This window comes from Lewinella sp. IMCC34183, from assembly GCF_003390915.1.
GTDB lineage: Bacteria > Bacteroidota > Bacteroidia > Chitinophagales > Saprospiraceae > Neolewinella.
The window spans coordinates 1-21,408 of record NZ_QMEM01000001.1 but is presented as its reverse complement, the minus strand read 5'-3'; the positions used below and the strand labels follow the sequence as shown (position 1 = coordinate 21,408).

The 21,408-nt window shown below is 63.3% G+C and carries 19 protein-coding genes; 9 read left to right on the top strand and 10 right to left on the bottom strand.

Annotation, left to right across the window (positions count from 1 at the left end; translation table 11 throughout):
* From DQG19_RS00095 to DQG19_RS00080, 4 genes are read left to right on the top strand one after another with little or no spacing between them, the layout of a single operon-like run.
* A complete protein-coding gene (locus DQG19_RS00095; protein ID WP_116124197.1) occupies window positions 1-1,707 on the top strand; it encodes an LptF/LptG family permease in 1,707 nt (568 codons plus the stop codon).
* 13 nt (window positions 1,708-1,720) lie between these two features.
* Window positions 1,721-2,470: a phosphatase PAP2 family protein gene (locus tag DQG19_RS00090; RefSeq protein ID WP_116124196.1), complete on the top strand. Its 750-nt coding sequence runs from the start codon at window positions 1,721-1,723 to the stop codon at window positions 2,468-2,470.
* The gene (locus tag DQG19_RS00085) at window positions 2,471-3,697 is read left to right on the top strand and encodes an NAD(P)-dependent oxidoreductase (RefSeq protein ID WP_116124195.1); all 1,227 of its coding nucleotides are present in this window, start codon (window positions 2,471-2,473) and stop codon (window positions 3,695-3,697) included. It abuts the gene before it with no gap.
* A gap of 8 nt (window positions 3,698-3,705) precedes the next feature.
* A complete protein-coding gene (locus DQG19_RS00080) occupies window positions 3,706-4,725 on the top strand; it encodes a threonine aldolase family protein (protein ID WP_116124194.1) in 1,020 nt (339 codons plus the stop codon).
* Here DQG19_RS00080 and DQG19_RS00075 read toward each other — a convergent pair.
* From DQG19_RS00075 to ppk1, 7 genes are all read right to left on the bottom strand, one after another.
* Complete coding sequence (locus DQG19_RS00075; protein ID WP_116124193.1) at window positions 4,697-4,933, bottom strand: 4Fe-4S binding protein; 237 nt, start codon at window positions 4,931-4,933, stop codon at window positions 4,697-4,699. The two genes, DQG19_RS00080 and DQG19_RS00075, sit on opposite strands and share 29 nt — an antisense overlap.
* Window positions 4,930-6,105 carry an NAD(P)/FAD-dependent oxidoreductase gene (locus DQG19_RS00070; RefSeq protein WP_157974235.1) on the bottom strand — a complete coding sequence of 392 codons (1,176 nt, stop codon included), beginning with the start codon at window positions 6,103-6,105 and terminating at the stop codon, window positions 4,930-4,932. Before DQG19_RS00070 ends, DQG19_RS00075 begins: the two co-directional genes overlap by 4 nt.
* A 73-nt stretch (window positions 6,106-6,178) precedes the next feature.
* Window positions 6,179-6,781, bottom strand: a complete 603-nt coding sequence (locus DQG19_RS00065) for a hypothetical protein (RefSeq protein ID WP_116124191.1) — start codon at window positions 6,779-6,781, stop codon at window positions 6,179-6,181.
* A gap of 36 nt (window positions 6,782-6,817) precedes the next feature.
* A complete protein-coding gene (locus DQG19_RS00060) occupies window positions 6,818-8,314 on the bottom strand; it encodes an ATP-binding cassette domain-containing protein (protein ID WP_116124190.1) in 1,497 nt (498 codons plus the stop codon).
* 12 nt (window positions 8,315-8,326) lie between these two features.
* Complete coding sequence (locus tag DQG19_RS00055) at window positions 8,327-8,791, bottom strand: type I restriction enzyme HsdR N-terminal domain-containing protein (protein WP_232826402.1); 465 nt, start codon at window positions 8,789-8,791, stop codon at window positions 8,327-8,329.
* The gene (locus DQG19_RS00050; RefSeq protein WP_116124188.1) at window positions 8,784-9,362 is read right to left on the bottom strand and encodes an ACP phosphodiesterase; all 579 of its coding nucleotides are present in this window, start codon (window positions 9,360-9,362) and stop codon (window positions 8,784-8,786) included. The genes DQG19_RS00055 and DQG19_RS00050 overlap by 8 nt, the downstream gene beginning before the upstream one ends.
* Window positions 9,359-11,437 carry a polyphosphate kinase 1 gene (ppk1, locus tag DQG19_RS00045; protein ID WP_116124187.1) on the bottom strand — a complete coding sequence of 693 codons (2,079 nt, stop codon included), beginning with the start codon at window positions 11,435-11,437 and terminating at the stop codon, window positions 9,359-9,361. The genes DQG19_RS00050 and ppk1 overlap by 4 nt, the downstream gene beginning before the upstream one ends.
* 134 nt (window positions 11,438-11,571) lie before the next feature.
* Here ppk1 and DQG19_RS00040 point away from each other — a divergent pair, with 134 nt between their 5' ends.
* Complete coding sequence (locus tag DQG19_RS00040; RefSeq protein WP_116124186.1) at window positions 11,572-12,498, top strand: methyltransferase domain-containing protein; 927 nt, start codon at window positions 11,572-11,574, stop codon at window positions 12,496-12,498.
* Window positions 12,499-12,501: 3 nt separating this feature from the next.
* On the top strand, window positions 12,502-13,350 hold the full coding sequence (locus DQG19_RS00035) for a methyltransferase domain-containing protein (protein ID WP_116124185.1): 849 nt from the start codon (window positions 12,502-12,504) through the stop codon (window positions 13,348-13,350).
* 437 nt (window positions 13,351-13,787) lie between these two features.
* Here DQG19_RS00035 and recN read toward each other — a convergent pair whose 3' ends face one another.
* Complete coding sequence (recN, locus tag DQG19_RS00030; RefSeq protein WP_116124184.1) at window positions 13,788-15,452, bottom strand: DNA repair protein RecN; 1,665 nt, start codon at window positions 15,450-15,452, stop codon at window positions 13,788-13,790.
* 151 nt (window positions 15,453-15,603) lie between these two features.
* Between recN and DQG19_RS00025 the strand changes: the two genes are divergently transcribed.
* Genes DQG19_RS00025 through cysM form a run of 3 tightly spaced genes read left to right on the top strand, consistent with a single transcriptional unit; the run spans window position 15,604 to window position 18,115 of the window.
* The gene (locus DQG19_RS00025) at window positions 15,604-16,122 is read left to right on the top strand and encodes a DUF1761 domain-containing protein (RefSeq protein WP_116124183.1); all 519 of its coding nucleotides are present in this window, start codon (window positions 15,604-15,606) and stop codon (window positions 16,120-16,122) included.
* Window positions 16,122-17,243, top strand: a complete 1,122-nt coding sequence (locus DQG19_RS00020) for a helix-hairpin-helix domain-containing protein (protein WP_116124182.1) — start codon at window positions 16,122-16,124, stop codon at window positions 17,241-17,243. The genes DQG19_RS00025 and DQG19_RS00020 overlap by 1 nt, the downstream gene beginning before the upstream one ends.
* A complete protein-coding gene (cysM, locus tag DQG19_RS00015) occupies window positions 17,240-18,115 on the top strand; it encodes a cysteine synthase CysM (protein ID WP_116124181.1) in 876 nt (291 codons plus the stop codon). The genes DQG19_RS00020 and cysM overlap by 4 nt, the downstream gene beginning before the upstream one ends.
* Here the strand turns inward: cysM and DQG19_RS00010 are convergent.
* Both DQG19_RS00010 and lipA read right to left on the bottom strand, forming a co-directional pair.
* The gene (locus tag DQG19_RS00010) at window positions 18,097-19,455 is read right to left on the bottom strand and encodes an HTTM domain-containing protein (protein ID WP_116124180.1); all 1,359 of its coding nucleotides are present in this window, start codon (window positions 19,453-19,455) and stop codon (window positions 18,097-18,099) included. The two genes, cysM and DQG19_RS00010, sit on opposite strands and share 19 nt — an antisense overlap.
* Window positions 19,456-19,464: 9 nt before the next feature.
* Window positions 19,465-20,337, bottom strand: a complete 873-nt coding sequence (gene lipA / locus DQG19_RS00005; RefSeq protein WP_116124179.1) for a lipoyl synthase — start codon at window positions 20,335-20,337, stop codon at window positions 19,465-19,467.
* Window positions 20,338-21,408 lie beyond the last annotated feature (1,071 nt).

Genomic DNA, 21,408 nt, shown 5'->3' with positions numbered 1-21,408 from the left:
ATGAAGCAGCTGGATAAACTGATGGCGAAGTCCTTCGTAGGCCCCTTTATCGTCACGTTCGCCATCGCGCTTTTCGTGTTGTTGATGCAGATCCTGTGGCTCTACCTGGACGACATCGCCGGTAAAGGGCTCAGCTTTTTCCTCATCATGGAGCTCCTGGCCTACAAGTGCGTAGGCCTGGTCCCGCTCGCCCTGCCCCTGGCCCTCCTGATCTCTTCCGTGATGGTGCTAGGCAACCTGGCCGAGCATTACGAACTCTCCAGTTTCAAGTCGGCCGGCGTAGGCCTGCTGCGCGTCATCCGTATGCTGGTCATCTTTGGTAGCATCAGCGCCCTGGTCTCCTACCTGTGCAGCGACTATGTGATCCCCGCGGCGAACTTGCAGTTTGGCTCCCGGATGTACGACATCCAGCAAAAGAAGCCGACCCTGAATATGGAACCCGGCGTCTTCAACGAGGACTTCAACCAGTTCACCATCCGCCTCGGTGGGCGAAGCGACGACGGGCGCGACATCAGTGACGTGCTCATCTACGACCACTCGAAGGCCAACGTGGGGGAGCTTACCCAGATAACCGCCACCAACGGCGAAATGTACACTTCCGACGGCGGTGACTATTTCGTGATGCGGCTCTACGACGGACACCAGTACGTCGAACAGCGGGCCAGCGGTCGCGGCGGCCGGGATGCCCCCTTCATGCGCACCAGCTTCGCCAGCTATACCAAGACCTTCGACCTCAGCGAATTCAAACTCGAACGCCACGCCGCCTCTCTCTTTTCCACAAACCGCAGTATGCTTTCGACTTGGCAACTGCAGGAAGGCGTGGATTCCATCGATATCGACATCGCGGTCCGCAAGCAGGGACTGAGTAATCACCTGGTAGCCTACTTCCCCGAATTTCCCCGGGACACGGTACGCTACCGTCCCGTGGCACAGGAGCAACAAGACCTTACCGGCATCGACTCGGCCGCCTACTCCGGGGTCGAGTACGGAGACGATGGCCCGGCGGCCGATTCCAGTGGTCTGCCGTACCGCCCCATTGACGCGGCACCCTCACCGGCCCGTCGGTCGACACCCGTAAATACCAGACTGATCCGCAAACGGGAGGCGGAATTGGAAGAGCGTCGCCTCGCCCGTCTGAGCCAGGCGGAGGATTCCCCGCTGGTCGCCGGGGCCACCACGTGGTCCGGGGTGGCTTCCCTGATGGACAGTCTGCCGGCCGACGACCAGACGCGGGTGTACAACCGCGCCCGTTCCAATATCCGTTCGGTGGTCGCGCAGGCGGAATCCACCCTGCGGTTGCTGCCGGGCATCCGCGAGAGCCGGGTGAAGCACATCTTCGATATGCACATGAAGTACAGCATGGCGGTGGTGTGCATCATCTTCATTTTCATCGGCGCGCCGATGGGCGCCATCGTACGGAAGGGAGGTTTCGGGTATCCTATACTGGTGAGCATCATCTTTTTCGTGGTCTTCATCATTCTGACCATTCTCTGCCGAAAGCTGGCGGAGAGCTTCGTCTTCGACGCCACCTTCGCCGGCTGGCTGCCGTGCATCATCCTGTTTCCGGTCAGCCTGTGGATCACCTTCAGCGCGCGCAACGATGCCAAACTCGTCGATACCGACCGCGCCAAGCAGCTTTTCCGCTCCGCCCGCGACAGCAAGCAGGTAGCGGCCATCCGTCAGCGCCTGGCGAAGTCGCGGAACTAAGTACCTTCGCGGGATGCCGTTCACCCGACGCCATTTCACCCCGCCCAGCCTGCGCTGGAAGACCTTCGTCCGCGCCAACCGCGTGTTCCTGATCGGCGTGGTGCTCCTCATCCTGTTCAACCTCTACCTCGTCCTCACGCGGCAGCAGGGCGACGCACTGGTGGCCATCAACCAGCTTCGTACCGACCCCTTCGACGTACTGTTCATCTACGGCACCCTCCTCGGCGAACCCATCGCCTACGTAGCGGTCATCCTGGTGGCGGTGACCTTCCGACTGCGCACCGCCCTCTTTGCCGCCTTTACGGGGATTGCGGTGGCCGCGATCACCGGCGTGCTCAAGCTCTACTTTGCCGAGGCGCGGCCAATGCGCTACTTTTTCGACAATTTCGAGGCCCTCTGGCACAACCTGAACCTCTTCGACGAGGGCATGCGCAACTGGGGCTACACCAGTTTTCCGAGCGGTCACTCCGCCTCCGCCTTCGCGCTGTACAGCTTCGTGTGCTTCAACGTTCGCCGCCCGAAGCTGGTGATCAGTTTCTTCTGCTTTCTGCTGGCCATCCTGGTCGGATTCAGCCGGATGTACTTGCTGTACCACTTCCTGCGCGACGTCACCGCCGGGGCCTTCCTCGGCCTCCTGATCGCGGTAGCAATGTTCTTCCTCCAATGGAAGCTTTTCCCTACTAACACCACCCTCGACGACGGCATCTGGTGGACGCCGAAACAGCCCCTCCCGCCGGTCGAGGAACCCGTAACTCCTGACTAAATGACCACCGCCCCTACCCTGCCCCGGATCGCCGTTCTCCGCGAAGACAAAACACCCCCCGACGCCCGCGTACCGCTCACCCCGCGACAGTGCGCCGGACTGATCGGCCGCGGTTATGACCTGATCGTGCAGCCCAGCTTGCACCGCTGCTTCCCCGATGAGGACTACCGCAAGGCCGGGGTGCCCGTGCAGGAAGACATCACGTCCCAAGATTTACTGCTGGGCATCAAGGAGGTCCCCATCGACCGCCTCATCCCGGGCAAAACCTACTGCAACTTCGCCCACGTGGCCAAGTTTCAGCCATATAACCAACCCCTTCTGCGCGCCCTGCTGGACAAGGAGGTAACCCACCTCGACTACGAATACTTTACCGACGACCGCGGCCGCCGCCTCATCGCCTTCGGCTACTGGGCCGGCATGGTGGGCGCCCACAATGGCGTGTGGGCCTACGGCGAGCGCACCGGCCGCTTCTCGCTTCCGCGCCTTCGCGATGTCTACGACTACGCCGCCGCTATTAAAGCCTACCGGGCCGTGGACTTACCCGAGATGAAGGTCGTCCTCACGGGTACCGGACGCGTAGGGGCCGGCGCCGCGCGGGTGCTGAAGGATATGGGATTCCGTAAGGTGACCCCGGCTGAGTTCGTCGGAGACACCACGGGGCCCGTCTTCACCCAGCTGGCCGTCGAGGACTACGTCACCCATCCCACGGGCAAGGCGGTCAAGCGCAGTCACTTCTACCAGCACGGGGAGGAATACCGCAGTGCGTTCGCCCCGTACGCCCGCGTCGCCGACGTCTTCATCAACGGCATATTCTGGGACGGCCGCGCCCCGGCGTTCTTCACCATCGGAGACATGCACTCGCCCGAATTTCACATCCAGACCATTGCCGACATTACCTGCGACATTGCACCTGCGGCCAGCGTCCCCTCCACCATACGACCTTCCACGATCGCCGATCCGGTATTTGGCTTTGACCCGGCCGACGAGACCGAGACCGAGCCCTTCCGCCCCGAATCCGTGGACGTAATGGCCGTCGATAACCTCCCCAGCGAACTGCCCCGCGACGCCAGCAAGGCCTTCGGCGAAACCCTCATTAAGGAAATCCTGCCGGAATTTTCCCGGGAATCCAGCGAGATTCTCGAGCGGGCCACCATCACCCGGGGCGGCGAACTGGGACCGCACTTCACTTACCTGAGCAACTTCGCCGAAGGAACCATCGAATCCTGAGCCCCGCCATGACCGTCAACCTGATCTCCGACACCGTCACCCAGCCCACCCCGGCGATGCGTGACGCCATGTTCTCCGCGCCGGTGGGGGACGACGTTTTCCGCCAGGACCCTACCGTCAACGAGCTGGAGGAATACGCCGCGGACCGCTTCGGGATGGAAGCCGCGCTCTTCTGTCCTTCCGGGACCATGACCAACCAGATCGCCATCAAGTGCCACACACGGGCGCTGGACGAGGTGATCTGCGAGGAAAAGAGCCACATCTACCAGTACGAAGGGGGCGTCTACGGGCTGATCTCCAACGTGAGCATCGCCCTGGTGCACGGGAAGCGGGGCAAGATCCTGCCGGGGCAGGTGAGCGCCGCCGTGAAACCCGAATACGACTGGCTGCCGCGCAGCCGGTTGCTCGTCCTGGAAAATACCTGCAACAAGGGGGGTGGAAGTATCTACCGCCTCCACGAAGCCCGTACCCTGATTGCCGAGGCACGCCGCCACGGTCTGGCGGCCCACCTCGATGGGGCCCGTCTGTTCAACGCCCTTGTCGAGACCGACGAGGAACCACGCGACTGGGGGGAAGCTTTCGACTCCATTTCGCTGTGCCTCAGCAAGGGATTGGGTGCGCCGGTGGGAAGCCTGCTGCTCGGTTCCGCCCCCCTGATCGCGGAGGCGCGCCGCTACCGCAAGGTACTGGGCGGCGGCATGCGGCAGGCCGGCTACCTGGCCGCCGCCGGACGCTACGCCCTGGAGCACCACGTCGACCGCCTGCGCGAGGACAACGCCCGGGCCCGTAGACTAGCGGAAGTGCTGGCTCCCCTACCCTTCGTGGCGTCGGTGGCCCCGGCGGAAACCAACATCTGCATTTTCGAGCTGGCCGGTGACCGCACCGCGGCGGCCTTTCTGGATGAGCTCAGGGCCGAGGGTATCCTGGCTACCCCCTTCGGGCCGCAAACGGTACGCTTCACTACCCACCTGGGCGTGGACGACCAACAGATCGACTACGTTATCGAACGCCTGCACCGTTTTGCGTAGCGGGTGCCGGGGCCGGCACGTGGGTAATGGTATCGACGGGGCAGATCTGCTCACACAACAGGCAGGCGATGTCGCAGGGCCGGTCGACCGCTATGGTGTCGAACGGACTGACGAAGCCCGCCTCCTGGGGGCAGATGGCTACGCACGCTCCGCAGTTGATACAGGCATTCCAGCCGATGTTGAATAATACGGGCTGTTGCTTGCTCATATTTTTTTGAATTCTGAGGTCGGGCTAAAGTAGTCGGCCATGGTGGCGTAGAGCTGCTCGTCGCGCTCGCGGATGTTCATGTTGTGAAAGATGTCGGTCTTTATCCCGTAGAGCTTCCACATCTTGTCGCCCAGTGCGTCCAGCCATACGTCCTGGTAGGCTCGGAGGGCACCGTCGCGCAGCGGCATTCCGTCTTCGAGGTGGCCGGTGATGAAGCCGGCGGCGATCTTCCCCCCCGCTACGGCCGTATGCAGTCCGCCGCCGGTGATGGGATTGACGTGGCGGGCGGCGTCGCCGACCAGAATCAGGTTGTCGGCGTACTGGGTCCGCAATGGGGCCGCGAGGGGTACGCCCCCGCCCTGCACCTCGAGGATGCGGCAATCGGCAAAGCGCTCACGAAAGAAGCTCTGCGTCATGAATTTATCGAGGTGCCAGCGGGCCGGCTTATCGGTCATCGTGGCGATGACACCGAGGCCGATCTCCGCGTAGCCGTGCCCCTTCGGGAACACCCAGGCGTAGCCCCCGGGGGCCCACTCGTGGCCGGTGACGATCTCCAGCAGGCCCTCGGTCTCCACGCGGTCGACGATAAACTGGAGACAACCCGCCAGCTCGGTGATCTTGATGTGGGTCTGCAGGCCAGCCCACTTGCCTACCTGCGACTGGAGCCCGTCGGCACCCACCAGCAGCCGGGCGCGCACGTCGATATCCTGGTTGTAGCGCCGCAGGTGCACGGTACAGCCGCCATCGTCGGTCGGGGTGTACCCCCGCCCTTCGGTTTTGAGCCAGGTGTCCGCGCCCGCTCGTTCGGCCTGGGTAAGCAGGTAGCGATCGAAGCGGCGGCGGTCGACTACGTAGCCGAGCGGCTTTCGGCCGGGGCCGCTGCCGTATTCGTCGGGCTTGAGCGAACGGTAATCGTGGACGTGGCGCTCGCCGGTTTGGTCGTAGATGGCGAAGCCGTAAATGGCCTCGTGGATAAACTCGTCATCCGGAACGATGCCCACGTCTTCCAGGGCGTGGCGGCTGATGGCACCGGAGCACTGGATGGGGGCCCCCAATTCCTGCCGTTTGTCGACGAGCAGCGTGCGCAGGCCGGCAGCGGCGGTGAAACGGGCGGTGGTGGAGCCGGCGGGGCCGGCCCCGATGATGACTACATCGTACTCTGGTTGGGGCATTGGGGCGGTTTGTCTACTGCCAAACCCCATCGGGGGGAGGGTGTTCAAGCGGGGCGGCCGCCGGCGGTCGGCGCTACTCGCCGGCCTTCCAGAATTGGAACCACCGCTTGTCCGAACGCCGCCGTTCCTCACGCCGCCCCTCGCGGTCCCGGACGCGCCGCCGCTTGCGGATCTCCTTTTCCTTGCTGCGGTCCCAGATGCTGTACCGCTTGCCGATGACGTAGCGCACGCTCACGGCGGTGTGGGTGTCGAGCACCGAGGCCCCACCGGCGACGTTGAGCGCGGGCTTGAAGTCGTAGCTGATGTTGATGCGGGCAAACGTCGCCTCCAGGCCGACGATCCCGGTTATCCCTTTCGGACCGTTGAAGGTCTGCCCGGTATCCCCGTCGACCTCGTTGCTCCAGCCGGCGTGCAGTCCCGCCCCGTAAAAGAGGTTGAGCCGCCGGCTCAGCAGCGGCTGGTGCTGCTTGCCCAGCAGGGTCAGCGTGCCCTCGTCCTTGCCTATGGAACTGAGCAGGATACCTTCCAGCACGAAGTTCTTGTGGATCTGCGGAACCCGGAGTTGGGCCGTAGCCCCCCATTCGGTTCCTACCCGGATGCCCAGGGCGGCGTCGTAGGATTGCGCCAACAGCCAGCACGGGCCCAACAGGAAGAGGAGTAGGGACGATCGCTTCATAGCCGTCTTAACGTACCCGCCCGGTGCTTTAGTTCTTTACCAGTTGCGGGCCGCGGCGAAGCGCCGACCCAGTTCGCTCGTGGGAGCACCGAATACTTCCGAGGTCCGGCCGCGCTCCACGATCTCTCCCTCCTCCATCAGCAGCACGGTATCCGTACATTCCAGTGCCGTTTCCAGATCATGGGTGATGAGCAGTACGCTGATCTTCCGCGCGGCGCAGACCCGCCGCAAAAGCGCGAGCACCTCCATGCGCAGCGGAAGATCGAGACCGGAGAAGGCTTCGTCACAGATAAGCAGGCGGGGGGCAGCGGCCAGGGCCCGCGCGATCGCGACCCGCTGACGCTGCCCGCCACTGAGCTGGTTAGGATACTTGGGCATGGTCCGGTCCGGCGGCAGGTCGACCTGACGGAGCAGGGTCCGTACGTCGTCGCCTCCGCCGGGGCGGAGCACTTCGCTGATCGCACGGCCGATGGTCATGCGGGGGTTAAGGCTGCCGGCCACATCCTGGAAGATTACCTGTGCACCGGTAGCCTGCCGGATCTGCCGCCCCCCAAGGGTTGCCGGCAATTCCAGTTCCGCCGCCCGCAACCGGCCGGACTGGGCGCCCTGCAGCCCTACCAGCCAGCCGGCGAGCGTGCTCTTGCCGCAGCCGCTGGGGCCGATGAGTCCTACCCATTCGCCGGACCGTATGTGAAACGAACAATCGCGTATGGCGGGTTTCCGGGCCTCCCCGTACCCGATGCGCAGCCCCTCGACCGAGAGCGTCCGCTCCGACGTGTCCTCCAGCTCCCTCCGCTCCGCGACCGCCGTGGCCACTGGATAGCTCGCAACAGCGGTACCGGGGACCTGCACCTGCCGGTCCGTAACGCGGCGGATGAGGCGGGGGTCGTGGGCGATGAAGAGCATACCCATGGCGTGCTCACGCCGCAGACGGTCCAGCAGGACGATAATTTCCCGTTCCGTAAGCGCGTCGAGGGAGGTCGTGGGTTCATCGGCGATGAGCAGCCGGGGACGCCCCGCAAGGGCCATCGCGATGAGCAGCCGTTGCAGCTGCCCCCCGCTCAATTCGCCCGGCAGGGCCGCCAGTACGCGCCGGCCGAGGGGCGCCAGCCCTACTTGTTCCAAAAGTTGTTGGGCCGTTTCCTCCGCGGGCCCCTCTTCCCCCCCGACTTCCCGGATGGTCTCCAGGAGCTGCCGGCCACAGGAAAGTACGGGGTTCAACGCGCTCTGGGGTTCCTGGAAGATAAGGGCGATCTCACGGCCGCGCAGTAATGCACGCCGCCGCTCGGAGCAGGACAGCAGGTCCACCGTTTCTCCCCCGCGGCACTGAAAATCCGCCGTACCACGCCGGAGGCGTACGGCCTCGGGCAGCAGGCCTAACAGCGCATGGGTGGTGAGGCTTTTGCCACAGCCGGAAGGACCGATCAGCCCCACCGATTCGCCGGCCGCCACCTCGAAGCCGAACCCGTCAATGACCGGAGTACCGTCCGCCAGGGACAAAGACAAATCGTCGACGTGGAGCAGTTTGGGCACGGGCTGAGGATATCACCATTCGGGGACGTGCCTCATCAGGCGGTAGTCCTCCGCGGTGTAGTCGATGGCGGCTACGTAGGATTCGCGGCCGTTGGAGATCATAAGGTACGGTACGCGCAAGGGTCCGTTGTAATTTGCCGCCTGCCGGAACACATCCGTTGTAAGCGGCACCTTGGGCGCCTTGCACTCAATGAGCAGGAACGGCCGCATATCCTGGTCAAATACCAGAATATCCGTCCGTCGCGGTTCGCCGTTCACCGCCACGCCGCGTTCGACGGTAATGCGGTTGCGGTTGTAGCGCATATCCCGGATCAGGAAGTGCAGCAACAGCTGCCGGACAAATTCTTCCGGCTGGAGGACGAGCCACTTTTTCCGGATCTCGTCGCGGACCATACGCTGGTTGCCGCTCACCTTCACGGTGAGGTAGGAGGAAAACCGCTCAAGGCGTAGATCTATTGCATAAGAGGAGTCACTCACGGTAGGATTCGGCTAGCTGTTGTAACCGGGGGAACAGTCGCAGCAGGGCCTGGTTGATGGGTTCGGTGAGATGAACCAGGGAAAGGTGCGCATCCCGGACCAGCTCCGGCCGGCTGAGCCGCGGCGTCATACGGCGGAAGACGTCGCGCATGCCGTTTTGCGTCGCGTACATACCCAGCCACTCGTGCCGCACGATCGCGTCGATATGACCGCAGATACGCATTGGCATGTCGTCGCGGGCCGCGTCGAGCCGGCGATATACCTGCGCCGTAAACTCATCGAAGGGGGCGGGACCGAACCGATCCCAATTGAGGTACAGAAAGTGGTCGAAGGCCACGTCACTGACCACCGGCGCGTACCGTCCGTGGCGTTCGCGGATGCGGGCGTTCAGGGCCCGCACGTCGGGATCGGCATCGGTGAGCGCGTCAATGGCGCGGTGCATCAATACGCCCCGGCGGATGCCCGGTGGCAGTTGCGCCAGTTCCCGGCCCCGGATAAAGTCGCCGACGAAGTTACCGACCTGGAGGTCGGCCGAAAAGTGGGAGAGCGTCAGGTGCGCCAGGAAGTTCATGCCCCGTCGAGTTGGCGGCGGAAATAGTCGTAGATATCCTGCTGTGCCCGGAAGGTACCGGCATCGGGCCCCGCTTTTCGGTAGCGATTAAGCTCCCGCTCGGAAATGTGCCGCGCGCGCTGGTTATCGCGCCACTGCATATCCATGATGCGGCGCAGCTCTAGCTTGATGAGGTGGTCGTAGATCGGCGTCACCACCTCCACCCGCCGGTACAGGTTGCGGTTCATCCAGTCGGCCGAGCCCATGTACACCTTTTCGGCTCCGTTATTGCCGAAGATGAAAATGCGGGCGTGCTCCAGAAAGCGGTCGATGATGCTGATGATCTTGATGTGCTCCTTTGGTCCGGGGACCAGCCGGCAGATGCCGCGCACGATCAGCCGTACCTGTACCCCGGCCCGCGCGGCCTCCCGGATCTTCGCGATCATGGTCTCTTCCTCGAGGCTGTTCATTTTCAGGAAAATGTAGGCGTGGCCTCCCTCGCGAGCGATCTCGATCTCGTGGTCGATCAGGTCCAAAAATTCCTCCTCCATATTGAAGGGGGCGACCAGCAGGTGCTTGCAGCGGGGCAGGATGAGCCTGCCCCGTAGCAGGTCGAAGACCCGCTCGACGTCCTTACCCAGGGCGGGGCGCGCGGTCAGCAGGGCGTGGTCCGTGTAAAGTTTGGCCGTTTTCTCGTTAAAGTTGCCCGTGCCGATGTAGCTGTAGTGGATCGTGTCACCCTCCTCGGTACGCCGCTCGATGTGTAGCAGTTTAGTGTGGACCTTGACGGCCGGATAGCTGTACCGCACGTAGGCACCTGCCTCGGTCATTTCCTTACCCCAGTAAAGGTTGCTGGCCTCATCGAAGCGGGCCTTGGCCTCCACGAAAGCCTCCACCTGCTTACCCTGCTGCAGGGCGTAGAGCAGGTTGCTGACGACCTGCGACCTCTTGGCCACCCGGTACAGCGTAATGCGGATCTTGCGCACTTCCGGGTGATCGGCGGCCTCGCGGATCAGCTGCGGTACGTAATCGTACTTCTGGTACGGAAAGCTCAGCAGCACGTCGGTCGCCTGGATCACGTCCATGATGCTGGTGGCGTTTTCCAGCTTCAGGTGCGGCAGCGGGGGCAGCGGTTCGTACGCCAGGTACTCCCGGCCGGGGGGCTGCGGGAAGGTGAAGAAGTCGTTGAAGTTGTGGTAGCGCGCCCCGGGGATCATATCGTACTTCGACAAGTGCAGGGCCCTCTTGAGGCGGTTGAGCATCCAACTGGGCATGTCGCCGTCGTAGAGGAAGCGGGTAGGCAGGCCGGTGTCGCGCGTGGCCAGGCTGTGCTCGATCTTGCGGAGGAGGTCGCCGTCGAACTCATTGTCGATGTAGAGTTCCGCGTCGCGGCTGAGCTTGAAACTGTAGCCGAAGTCGACCCGTCGGTCCATCCACCGGCCCAGGTTGGCGCGCACCACGCTGTCGGTGAAGATCACGTAGTAGCCTTCCGGGTCGTCCTCCGGACTGGGCAGTACCAAAAAACGCCCCGTGCGGTCGACGGGCAGCGGCACCAGGGCCACCTCGCCGGTTTCCTCGGCTTCGGGCTCGTTGAGGCTCACGGCGAGGCAGAGCTGGCCGTCGTCCAGGAAGGGGAGTTCATGACCGGCTTCCTGCTCGTCCTCGGTGGGGAGCCAGTGGAGCTCCAGGTGGGGCTTGATGTTGTGGTCGAAGTGCTCGGCGGCAAAGGCGCGCTGGGCATCGTCCATCTGGTCGGAGTGGATCAGGTGGATGTTCTCGTCTACCAGCTGGGGCAGGATCTCATCGCGGAAGATGCGCCCGAACTCCTCCTGCTGCCGGTACACGGTGCGGCGGATGTTCTTCAGCTCCCGCTTCGGCCGGAAGGTGAACAGGCGGCGCCGCTCGTTCTTCGGCAGCTTCTTGAACTGACGCAGCGACGATACCCGTACGCGGTAAAATTCGTCCAGGTTGGAGCTGTAGATGGCCAGAAACCGGATCCGTTCATATAACGGGACGCGGGGGTCGGCAGCTTCCTGCAGTACCCGCGCGTTGAATTCCAGCCAGGAAGAATCGCGTTTGACTAATTCGTTTGCCAAGGTCGGGGTGGATTAAACGCCAAGGTAGAGTTAATGGCGGGAACGCAGGTGCGGAGGCCGTGTTGTTCCGATGGCGAAAGATTGGCGCGAACAAAGGGCCGGCTGGCGTATTACATGGAGCAACTGATTCGCCCATGAGACTAATGCAGCACAAGCGGGAAGCCTTCTGGTTTTACCGCTACCTGTCCAACTTTTACGATAAGCTGGTTAACCCCCTGTTCTGGACCGAGCCCATGCGGGAGAAGGCCCTCGACATCGTGGACTGGTCCGAGCCCGACAAGCTAAAGGTGCTGGATGTAGGTTCGGGTACCGGGTTCACTACCCAGGGCATCGTGCAGCGGGTACCCGCCCGCAACGTCATCTGTCTCGACCAGAGCCCCCAGCAAATGGAGCGCGCCATGGTCAAACCGGAACTGGAAAACTGCCGCTTCCGCCTCGGTGACGCCGAGCACCTGCCCTTCCCCGACGATACCTTCGACCGGTATGTTTCCGCCGGCTCCATCGAGTACTGGCCCGACCCCCAGCAGGGGATCTTCGAGGCCTACCGCGTGGTCAAGGAGGGCGGTCAGGCACTCATGATCGGCCCCATCGAACCCGTCAATCCGGTCAGCAAGTTCATCGCAAACGCCTGGATGCTGTTTCCGCCGGAAAACGACTACCATCTTTACTTCCAAACTGCCGGCTTCACTGATATCGACTGGGTATACGTACGGCCGCAGTGGCAGGCGAACGAACGCTACGGTATCGCGATCGTGGGCACCAAGCCCGCCCCCGGTCCAAGTGCCAAGGCCGGTCCGCGCCGCTCGCGCGCCCTTACCGCCCACGAACCCGAGGGCGGCTGGCTCGGCCGTAACCTCCTGCTCACCGGCCGCGTGCTGGTGGGTTCTACCGCCGGCTTCCTGTTCATTCCGATGGCGCTGCTGGCCCACGTCACCGCTCCGCTACGCGGCGTGGAAGGCGAGCAACAACCCCTCAACAAGGAGCAGAAGGCCGTACTGTACGGCCTCGGTGCCGTCGCCGTCTTCTTCATCGGACGGGCCATCCTGCGCCGCCGCCGCTGACCTATGGAAGAACTCAACGAGCGCATTCGGGACTTTTACGACCGGTCCACCCCGCTGTGGCTGGACACCTGGGGTGAACAGATGCACCACGGCTACTACGGCCCCGACGGCAAGCGGAAAGTCTCCCACCAGCAGGCCCAACTCGACATGATCGACGCACTATTGGAGTGGGGCGTAGCCCCCACATCGGATGTCCAGCGCTTTCTCGACGCCGGCTGCGGCGTGGGGGGCAGCAGCCGGTACCTGGCCCTGCGCTACCCCGACGCGGAGGGTATCGGCGTCACGCTGAGTCCCGTACAGGCTCACCGCGGCAACGGCTATAACCGCGAGGCGGGCCTGTCTGACCGCCTGAACCTGATCGCCAAGAACGTTTACGACCTCGACCCCGAGGTGACCGGCCGCTTCGACCTGATCTGGAGCATGGAGTCCGCCGAGCATATGGAAGATAAGGTGCAACTCTTCCGGCTGTTTCGGAGTCTGCTGCGCCCCGGCGGGAAATTGCTGATGGCCACCTGGTGCCACCGCGACGAGCCCCCCTACCTCTCCCCCTCCGACCAGTATACCCTGCAGCAGATCTGCGACCTTTACCACCTCCCGCCCCTGGTCAGCGTCTCCGAGCTCGAGGCGGCGGCCGCCGAGGCCGGGCTGACCAATCTCCGCACCGACGACTGGTCCGACTCCGTGGAGCCCTTCTGGGGCGCGGTGATCCGCAGCGGACTGGATCCGCGCAACTGGCCAGGGCTGGTCCGCGCCGGCAAGGGGACCATTATGGGAGCCTGGGCGATGAAGTATATGCGGAAGGGCTTTGCTAGTGGTGCTATCCGGTATGGGGTGCTTACGGCTAGTCGATAGGATGTTCCCAGTAAAGAACATTCCGCGGAATACGGTACCTCTCAGTTGCACGATGAACTCCCTGCCGCACTCGGATTGTAGTCGACCGCAAAGGACTTGAACCCGGGCTATCATTTTTTTATGCGTAACGGTTCCATAGCGGGTTGAGCCCCTCCGGCGCGATAGAAATGCACGGGCCATCTCGTAAGGGTTGAGCGCCTCCGGCGCGATGTAGCCTCACGGGGCACGACACACGGTCGGAAGAGAACCCCACAATCCCGCCTTTAATCACTAGCCCCTCGCTCCGCTCGAGTGTGTATTGGATCAGAAACCCTCATCACGGACTAACCAGCCCCTCGCTCCGCTTGGGTGTAGATCGGATCAGAAACCCTCATCACGGACTAACCAGCCCCTCGCTCCGCTTGGGTGTGGATCGGGTCAGAGACCCTCATCACGGGCTAAACAGCCTCAATCAACTCCTTAGCATTCTTAAGCGCAGACTCACTAGGCGGGTTCTGGCTGAGCATGGTAGCGATAGCCCGCACCCGCTCGTCGCGGTCCAGTTCACGGACGCGGGTGATCGTGCGGTCGGCGTCGGACTTGTCGGTCTTGTAGACGAAGTAGTGGCGGTGGGCCCGGCTGGCCACCTGGGGCGAGTGCGTGATGACCACCACCTGGTGGTGCTTGCTCAGGTCCGTGAGGATGCGGCCCATGCGCTGGGCGACGTCGCCGCTGACGCCGGCGTCGATTTCATCGAAGATCAGGGTGGGCAGCTCCATGGCGGAAGCGACCAGGCTCTTGGTGACGAGCGCAAGGCGCGACATCTCACCACCCGAGGCGGCATCCTTGATGGCCTGCAGCTTACCGCCCTTGTTGGCGGAAAAAAGAAAGCGCACCTCGTCGAGGCCGTGGGGTCCCGGCTGGGGTAGCGGTGTGAAGTCCACCTTCAGCTGGGCGTTGGGCATGCTGAGGTCGGACAGCTGCGTCTGGACCTGCTTGCCGAAGTTGGGAGCAATGCGCTCGCGCTCCTTGCGCAGGATCAGGCCCTGCCGCTGCAGATCGGCCAGCAGCTTTTCGCGCTCCTTTTCGAGCTTGTTGATCTGACCGTCCAGGTCGGAGAAATGGTCGAGCCGGCCCGACAGGTCGGTGTAGATGGCTATCAGCTCCGCGACGGTCTTCACGCTGTGCTTCGTCTGCAGGCGGTAGATGACGTTTAGGCGCTCCTCCACTTCTTCCAGCCGCTCGGGGCTGATGTCGGTATCCTCGCCGAAGGCTTCCAGATCGGAGGAAACTTCCTCAAGTTCCAGACGGATGCTTTCGAAGCGGTCCGTGATCTCCCGGAGTTTAGGATCTCCCGCGGCCAGGGGCATCAGCTTGTTGGAAATGGACAGCAGGCGATCGGTGACGGATTCGTCGTCCTCGGTCAGGTAGCGGAAGGCACCGGAGGTGATCTGCTTGATCTCCTCGGCGTTACTCAGGCGATGCTGCTCGCCTTCCAGGTCCTCCTGCTCGTCGGGGCGCAGGGCGGCCTGCTCCAGTTCGTTGACCTGAAACTCCAGGAACTCCTGCTCGCGGCGGGCCTGGGCCTGCTCCTCCTGCAGCTGATTAAGCTTGCGGCGCACCGCCTGCAACCGCTGGTAGTCGGCCCGGTAGGCCGTCACGGCTACTCCCTGGCCGGCGAGGGCATCGAGCAGTTCCAGCTGGAAGTCGCTATTGTTGATGTACAGCGTGTCGAATTGCTGGTGCAGGTCGATCAGGACGGCGCCCAGTTGCTGCAGCACCTTCAGGTTGGCCGGCGTGTCGTTGACGAAGGCACGGCTCTTGCCGGAGGGGGTGATCTCGCGGCGGATAATCAGTTCGGGGTCGTAGTCAAGGTCATTCTCCGCGAAGAAAGCCTTCAGGTCGTAGGCGGCGATGTCGAAGCGTCCCTCGATGACGCACTTCTGGCTGTCGTCGAAGAGGGTCTTGGTATCCGCCCGGCCGCCCAAAATCAGGTTGAGCGCCCCCAGTACGATCGATTTTCCCGCGCCCGTTTCGCCGGTGATGATGCTGAGCCCGTCGGCGAAGTCCAGCGTCAGCTCCTCGATGATGGCGTAGTTACTGATGTGCAGCCGTTTGATCATAGACCTATTTGTTGGAAAAGCCCAAATTTACAACGATTCGGACGGGGATTACAATTAACGGGCGGTTGTTTGCGCGGCGGAACCGGGATTGGCGTGGCTCCCGTATTTTTGTTAGCTTCACTTTCCACTCACCCATTAAACACAAAGAACGATGAATTGGTGGCTCTTTCCGGCCACGGCCCTCATCCCCCTGCTTGTCGGCTCCGTCTACTACAACGAGCGGGTAGTGGGCGGAATGTGGATGCGCGCTACCGGACTCAATCCCGAACGGCTGCGCGGCGGCAATATGGCGGTAATCTTCGGCATGACGTACCTCTTCAGCCTGGTCATCACCGTTGTCCTGCAATTTTTTGTCATCCACCAGATGGCCATCGCCGGTCTGCTCCTCAACCAAGAAGGCTTCGCGGAAGCGGGCAGCCCGCTCATGAACCAACTCGCGGAACTGGACGCCAGCAGCGGACTGCTGACCAACCACCGTAGCTTCGGGCACGGGGTCTTTCAAGGCCTCGAGATCGCCCTCGCCTTCGTCGGCCCGATTTTCGCCATCAACGCCCTCTTCGAGCGGCGCAGGTGGAATTACGTGCTGATCCACGTCGGCTACTGGGCGATCACGCTGGCCCTGATGGGCGGCGTGCTCTGTGCCTTTCTCCGGTTACCACTGGCGGGCTGATGGCGGGCGGCTCTCCTCCCCCACCCTGGGCCTATACCCGCGCGCAGCGCGGCGGACTGATCGCGCTGCTCGCCATTCTGATCGGCGGCTACTTCGCCAGCCGGTGGTGGCCCGCCTCCGCGCCCCCGGACTTCGGTGCCGACGACGCCGCCCTGTTGGCCGCCGCCGAGCGGTTACGGCAAGCCGACCAGCCAGCACCCACGACAGCGACCGCCGCAGCCGAACCCTTCCCCTTCGATGCGAATACCGTAACGGCCACCGATCTGCAGCAACTCGGGCTTACCGGGCGACAGGCCACGGCCGTCCTCCGCTACCGGCAAAAGCGTCCGTTCCGGACGGCCGACGACTTCCGCCGGCTGCGCGTCCTGCGCCCCGAGCAGGCCGATCGGCTGGCTACCTGGGCCCGCTATCCGCAGCGACCGTCCGTGCCGTCACCACCGGCAGGGGAAGAACCCGCGCCGCCCCCGCCCCAACGTTTCACCTTCGACCCCAACACCCTTTCCGCCGACAGCCTGCAACTGCTCGGCTTCACCGAGCGGCAGGCCAACGCCCTGGTGAAGTACCGCAGCTACCGCCCCCTAACCTTCCGCCAACCCGAAGACCTCCTCCGGGTCCGCGCTTTGGACAGCACCCAAGTCCGCGGGCTGCTGAGCCTGGTCGCTATTTCTCTTCCCGATTCCACCGCACCCGCGCCGCGCCGCCCCGCCCCCGTAGCCGCTGCCGCCCCCCTCGACATCAACCGCGCCGATGCGGAAGCCTGGACGCAACTCCCCGGCATCGGCCCCACCCGGGCCGCCCGCATCGTCGGCTACCGCGACCGGCTGGGGGGCTTTGCATCCGTGGAGCAGGTCGCGGAAACCTACGGCCTGCCCGATTCCGTGTACCAGCGCATCGTGCCGCAGCTCCGCGTGAGCGGCATCTCCCGGCCCCTGCGGGTGAACCGGCTGGACGCCCAGGCCCTTGCCTCTCACCCCTACCTCGACCGGCGTACCGCCCAGATCATCGTGCGCTACCGGCAGAACCACGGCCCCTTCGCTTCGGCCGAGGACCTGAAAAAAGTGCGGGCCGTCTCCACCGAAACCCTAGCCGCGCTGTTGCCCTACCTCAACTTCGACCCATGAGCCGCGACCTCTTCTCCCTGATCGGGAACACCCCCCTCGTCGACTTGTCCAACCTGCAGGACAATCCCGCCATCAAACTCTACGGCAAGCTGGAGGGACAGAACCCCGGCGGCTCCGTCAAGGACCGCGCCGCACTGAGCATGATCCTGGGCGCACGGGAGCGCGGCGATCTGGACGGCGGCAAACGGATCGTCGAAGCCACCAGCGGTAACACCGGCATCGCCATCGCCATGATCGCGGCCAAACTGAAGATTCCCGTGACCCTCATCATGCCCGAAAACAGCACCGAGGAGCGCATCAAGACCATGCGGGCCTACGGTGCCGAGGTGATCCTTACCCCCGCCACCCGCACCATCGAGTACAGCCGCGAGCTGGCCCAGGAGATGGAAGATAGCGGCGACTACGTGCAGCTCAACCAGTTCAGCAACGACGATAACTGGATGGCGCACTACCGCAGCACGGGCCCCGAAATCTGGCGCGACACCGACGGACAGGTCACCCACTTCGTGAGCAGCATGGGTACCACCGGCACGATCACCGGGACGGGCCGCTACCTGCACGAGCAATCGGCCGCGGTGCAGATCGTGGGTGTACAGCCCACCGACGGCAGCAGCATCCCGGGTATACGCCGCTGGAGCCCGGAATTTTTGCCGGCCATCTACGACGAGACCGTCGTGGACCAGAAGATCGACGTGAGCGAGGAGGAAGCTACCGCCACAAGCGCCCGCCTGGCCACGGAATGCGGCGTGTTCGCCGGCATGAGCTCGGGTGGTGCCACGGCGGCGGCCCTACGCCTTGCGGAAGGACTCGACGCGGGCCTGATCGTCGCCATCATCTGCGACCGCGGTGACCGTTACCTCTCCACGCTCTGATCCTCGGTCCGGATCCAGGGCTTGCTACCGAGCCAGCGCCACTCCAGCGTAGCCAAGTCTACCTCGGGATCGATAAATTCCTGCCGCTGCCGCCCGTTGAGGCGCACCTGGAAGTCGCCGTAGACACGGACCGGTCCGGGCGCCACGTCGCGGAGGTGGTGGGCGTACTGGAGGATCATGTCGGGGTGGGTGACCAGCTTGGTGTACTGCCGGGCATCGAGACTGTCGCGGGGGTTCACGATCCGCACCTCGCCCGCCGGGTCGACCACGCGGTAGATGCCGCGGCCCTGCTTGCTGCGCAGCATCATGCGCCAGCTGTAGCGGTGGCCCTCCTCGGTCCAGTTGACGTCGGAGGCAAAGAGCCAGTTGCGGAGGGGCAGAAAAACGTGCACGGCCACCAGTACGGCCAGGGCGGCGGGGCGCGGGTGCCAGAGGGTACCCGGAGCAACGGGATGGGTCAGGGGCGCGCGCCAGTTGCGTTGCCAGCGGGCGACGCGGGGGCTGCGGCGGGCGATCCCGTTCACGAGACGCAGGGGCCAGTCGGGCGCGAAGAACATACTCGTCAGCACCAGCGACAGGTAGGGGAAGATCCCGATGTTGAAGATCAGGTGGTTGGTGGCGTGGAAGAAGAGCAGCAGTCCCAGCGCCACCCACCGCAGCTGCCGGTGCAGCAGGAGGAAAGGGGCCGAGAGGTCCAGCAGCATCCCGCCCCAGGCCATCAGGTAGGCGGTTTCCCGCAGCTCGAAGAGGGGTCCCAGCACGGGCATGTTCCCGCGGCGTTCCAGCCACAGGTGGAGCGGCATGGCTTCGATGAGCCAGTCGTAATTGATTTTGTTGATGCCGCCGAAGAAGTAGACCAGCCCCATCAGCAGCGGAAACACCCACACGCTCCAGCGCGGCGCTACGGGCGACCACTGGCTTGGGTCGCGCCGCACGTCGAGCGACCACTCCCGCCAGGCCGGGGTAAGCACGAGCAGCCAGGCCAACCACATGAACAGGTAGGCGTGGTTGAGGTAGTGGGCCTTCTCCAGCAGAAAGAGATAGGTGAAGCAGGCGGCGAACAGAGGTGCCGTCACCCGGAAGCGCCAGCCCAGGGCCACGGCGATGCCGGCCAGAAACCCCACGACGAAGAACAGACTAAGCAGCGGCTCCGGCAGCGGATGCACCCACTCGAAGCCAAAGTAACGGAAGGTGAAGCCGGAAAAGGCGTCGAGATACCAGTGGTAGTAGACCCCGTTGCCGAGGATGTCGCCGGCTCCGAGCAGTCCCAAGGCGATCCTCAGGAAGACCAGGGTATGGATGGGAACTAGCTTCCGAGAATTTGAAATTTTAAATCTCAAATTTGAAATTTAGAGGTGCCGCTCCGCATGGTAGCTGCTCCGCACCAGCGGGCCGCTCTCGACGAAGTCGAAGCCTTTCTCCATTCCCAGCGCCTTGTAGTGCGCGAACGTATCCGGGGTGACGAAACTGTCAACGGCCAGGTGCATGGCGGTGGGTTGCAGGTACTGTCCGATGGTCACGACGTCGACACCGACGTTTGCGAGGTCGTCGAGGATGCGGTCGACTTGTTCTTCCGTTTCGCCGAGGCCGACCATGAAGCCGGTCTTTGTGCGCTTCCCGGCGTCCTTGATGCGCTTCAGCTCCTCGAGGCTGCGGTGGTAGCGACCCTGGGGACGGACCTTGCGGTAGAGCTCCTCGACGGTTTCCATGTTATGGCTGACTACTTCCTGGCCACCGTCGATCATACGGTAAAGGGCATCCCAGTTACCGCGCACGTCGGGAATGAGGGTTTCGATGGTCACCTGGGGGGTCCGCTCCTTAATGTGGCGGACGGTCTGGTACCAGATCTCGGCGCCGCGGTCCTTGAGCTCATCGCGGTTGACGGAGGTGAGCACGGCGTGCTTCACCTGCATCAGGTCGATGGCCTCGGCCACGCGGCGGGGCTCGTCGACGTCGTACTCGGTGGGCCGGCCGGTCTTCACGGCGCAGAAGCTGCACGAACGGGTACAGACGTTGCCCAAGATCATGAAGGTGGCGGTACCGGCCCCCCAGCATTCGCCCATGTTCGGGCAGTTGCCGCTCTGGCAGATGGTGTTGAGCTGGTACTCGTCGACCAGCTTCCGCACCCGCTTGTAGTCGGGCCCGATCGGGAGTTTGACGCGCAGCCAGTCGGGCTTGCGTTGGCGTTCGGGGCGGGCGGATGCTACGGGAAGATCGATCATACCGGTGGCGGTGGTTTAGGGTAATAACGAAGCAGGACAAAAGTCGTTGAATTCTTTAGAAATCTAGTTGTTTGGGTTGGTGAGTTGTTGCGTTGTCGGGTTTGCTTGCGGCACACTTGCCCCTCGCTTCGCTTGGGTGGGTGCGTGACAGGTTTTTACCACAGGGGCTGCGCTGCGCAGAGCTTTCCACAGATTGGTGAGTTGTTGCGTTGTCGGGTTTGCTTGTGGCACACTTGCCCCTCGCTACGCTTGGGTCGGTGCGTGAAAGGTTTTTACCACAGGGGCTGCGCTGCGCAGAGCTTTCCACAGATTGGTGAGTTGTTGCGTTGTCGGGTTTGCTCGAGGCACATTTGCCCCTTGCTTCGCTTGGGTGGGTGCGTGACAGCGTTTATCACAGGGGCTGCGCTGCGCAGAGCTTTCCACGGAGATGCCACGGCGTTCGTGATGTCTGCGAGACACAATGCTCATTTGTTTTTCAGCAGGCCCTATACGGCACTATGACGGATACGGTGGCGCGCAGCACCGATCGCCCATTCGCGAAATCCAGTAGCCTTCGGGGAAATCTGCGGGAAATCCGGGTGGCGCAGCCGATCTGCGTGAAACGTAGTTGTGCGGAAAAAATCCGTGCCCCATCCGCGAAACCCATCCGCAGGCGCAAGCAATCCGTGGTAAACTACAAACATGCCGTAACACTAAAGCGCCCAACCACCTGGGGTCGAGGTTTGCAATAGCCCTGAGCTGCACGACGGCGTGGAGCGCCAGTCGCCAATCCGCGAAATCCATTGCCCTGCGGGAAAATCTGAGCAAATCTGTGGGTAATCCGCGCGGCGCAGTCGATCTGTGAGAAACCGGAGCCTTGCCGGCAAATCCGCGCCAAATCCGCGAAACCAATCCACCGGCGCAGCCAATCCGCAGTGAGACCAAAGCAACGCGTGCGTTAGAATCGCCAACGAGAAAACTAAATTGCAGTGGATACGCTTTCTCGAGCTACGGCGGCGCGCAGCGCCAGTCGCCAATCCGCGAAATCCATTGCCCTGCGGGAAAATCTGAGCAAATCTGTGGGTAATCCGC

Excerpts from the sequence above, each read along its gene's own strand:
- DQG19_RS00095 (WP_116124197.1), top strand. The coding sequence starts at position 1 with ATGAAGCAGCTGGATAAACTGATGGCGAAGTCCTTCGTAGGCCCCTTT.
- DQG19_RS00090 (WP_116124196.1), top strand. The coding sequence starts at position 1,721 with ATGCCGTTCACCCGACGCCATTTCACCCCGCCCAGCCTGCGCTGGAAG.
- DQG19_RS00085 (WP_116124195.1), top strand. The coding sequence starts at position 2,471 with ATGACCACCGCCCCTACCCTGCCCCGGATCGCCGTTCTCCGCGAAGAC.
- DQG19_RS00080 (WP_116124194.1), top strand. The coding sequence starts at position 3,706 with ATGACCGTCAACCTGATCTCCGACACCGTCACCCAGCCCACCCCGGCG.
- DQG19_RS00075 (WP_116124193.1), bottom strand. The coding sequence starts at position 4,933 with ATGAGCAAGCAACAGCCCGTATTATTCAACATCGGCTGGAATGCCTGT.
- DQG19_RS00070 (WP_157974235.1), bottom strand. The coding sequence starts at position 6,105 with ATGCCCCAACCAGAGTACGATGTAGTCATCATCGGGGCCGGCCCCGCC.
- DQG19_RS00065 (WP_116124191.1), bottom strand. The coding sequence starts at position 6,781 with ATGAAGCGATCGTCCCTACTCCTCTTCCTGTTGGGCCCGTGCTGGCTG.
- DQG19_RS00050 (WP_116124188.1), bottom strand. The coding sequence starts at position 9,362 with ATGAACTTCCTGGCGCACCTGACGCTCTCCCACTTTTCGGCCGACCTC.
- DQG19_RS00040 (WP_116124186.1), top strand. The coding sequence starts at position 11,572 with ATGAGACTAATGCAGCACAAGCGGGAAGCCTTCTGGTTTTACCGCTAC.
- DQG19_RS00035 (WP_116124185.1), top strand. The coding sequence starts at position 12,502 with ATGGAAGAACTCAACGAGCGCATTCGGGACTTTTACGACCGGTCCACC.
- recN (WP_116124184.1), bottom strand. The coding sequence starts at position 15,452 with ATGATCAAACGGCTGCACATCAGTAACTACGCCATCATCGAGGAGCTG.
- DQG19_RS00025 (WP_116124183.1), top strand. The coding sequence starts at position 15,604 with ATGAATTGGTGGCTCTTTCCGGCCACGGCCCTCATCCCCCTGCTTGTC.
- DQG19_RS00020 (WP_116124182.1), top strand. The coding sequence starts at position 16,122 with ATGGCGGGCGGCTCTCCTCCCCCACCCTGGGCCTATACCCGCGCGCAG.
- cysM (WP_116124181.1), top strand. The coding sequence starts at position 17,240 with ATGAGCCGCGACCTCTTCTCCCTGATCGGGAACACCCCCCTCGTCGAC.
- lipA (WP_116124179.1), bottom strand. The coding sequence starts at position 20,337 with ATGATCGATCTTCCCGTAGCATCCGCCCGCCCCGAACGCCAACGCAAG.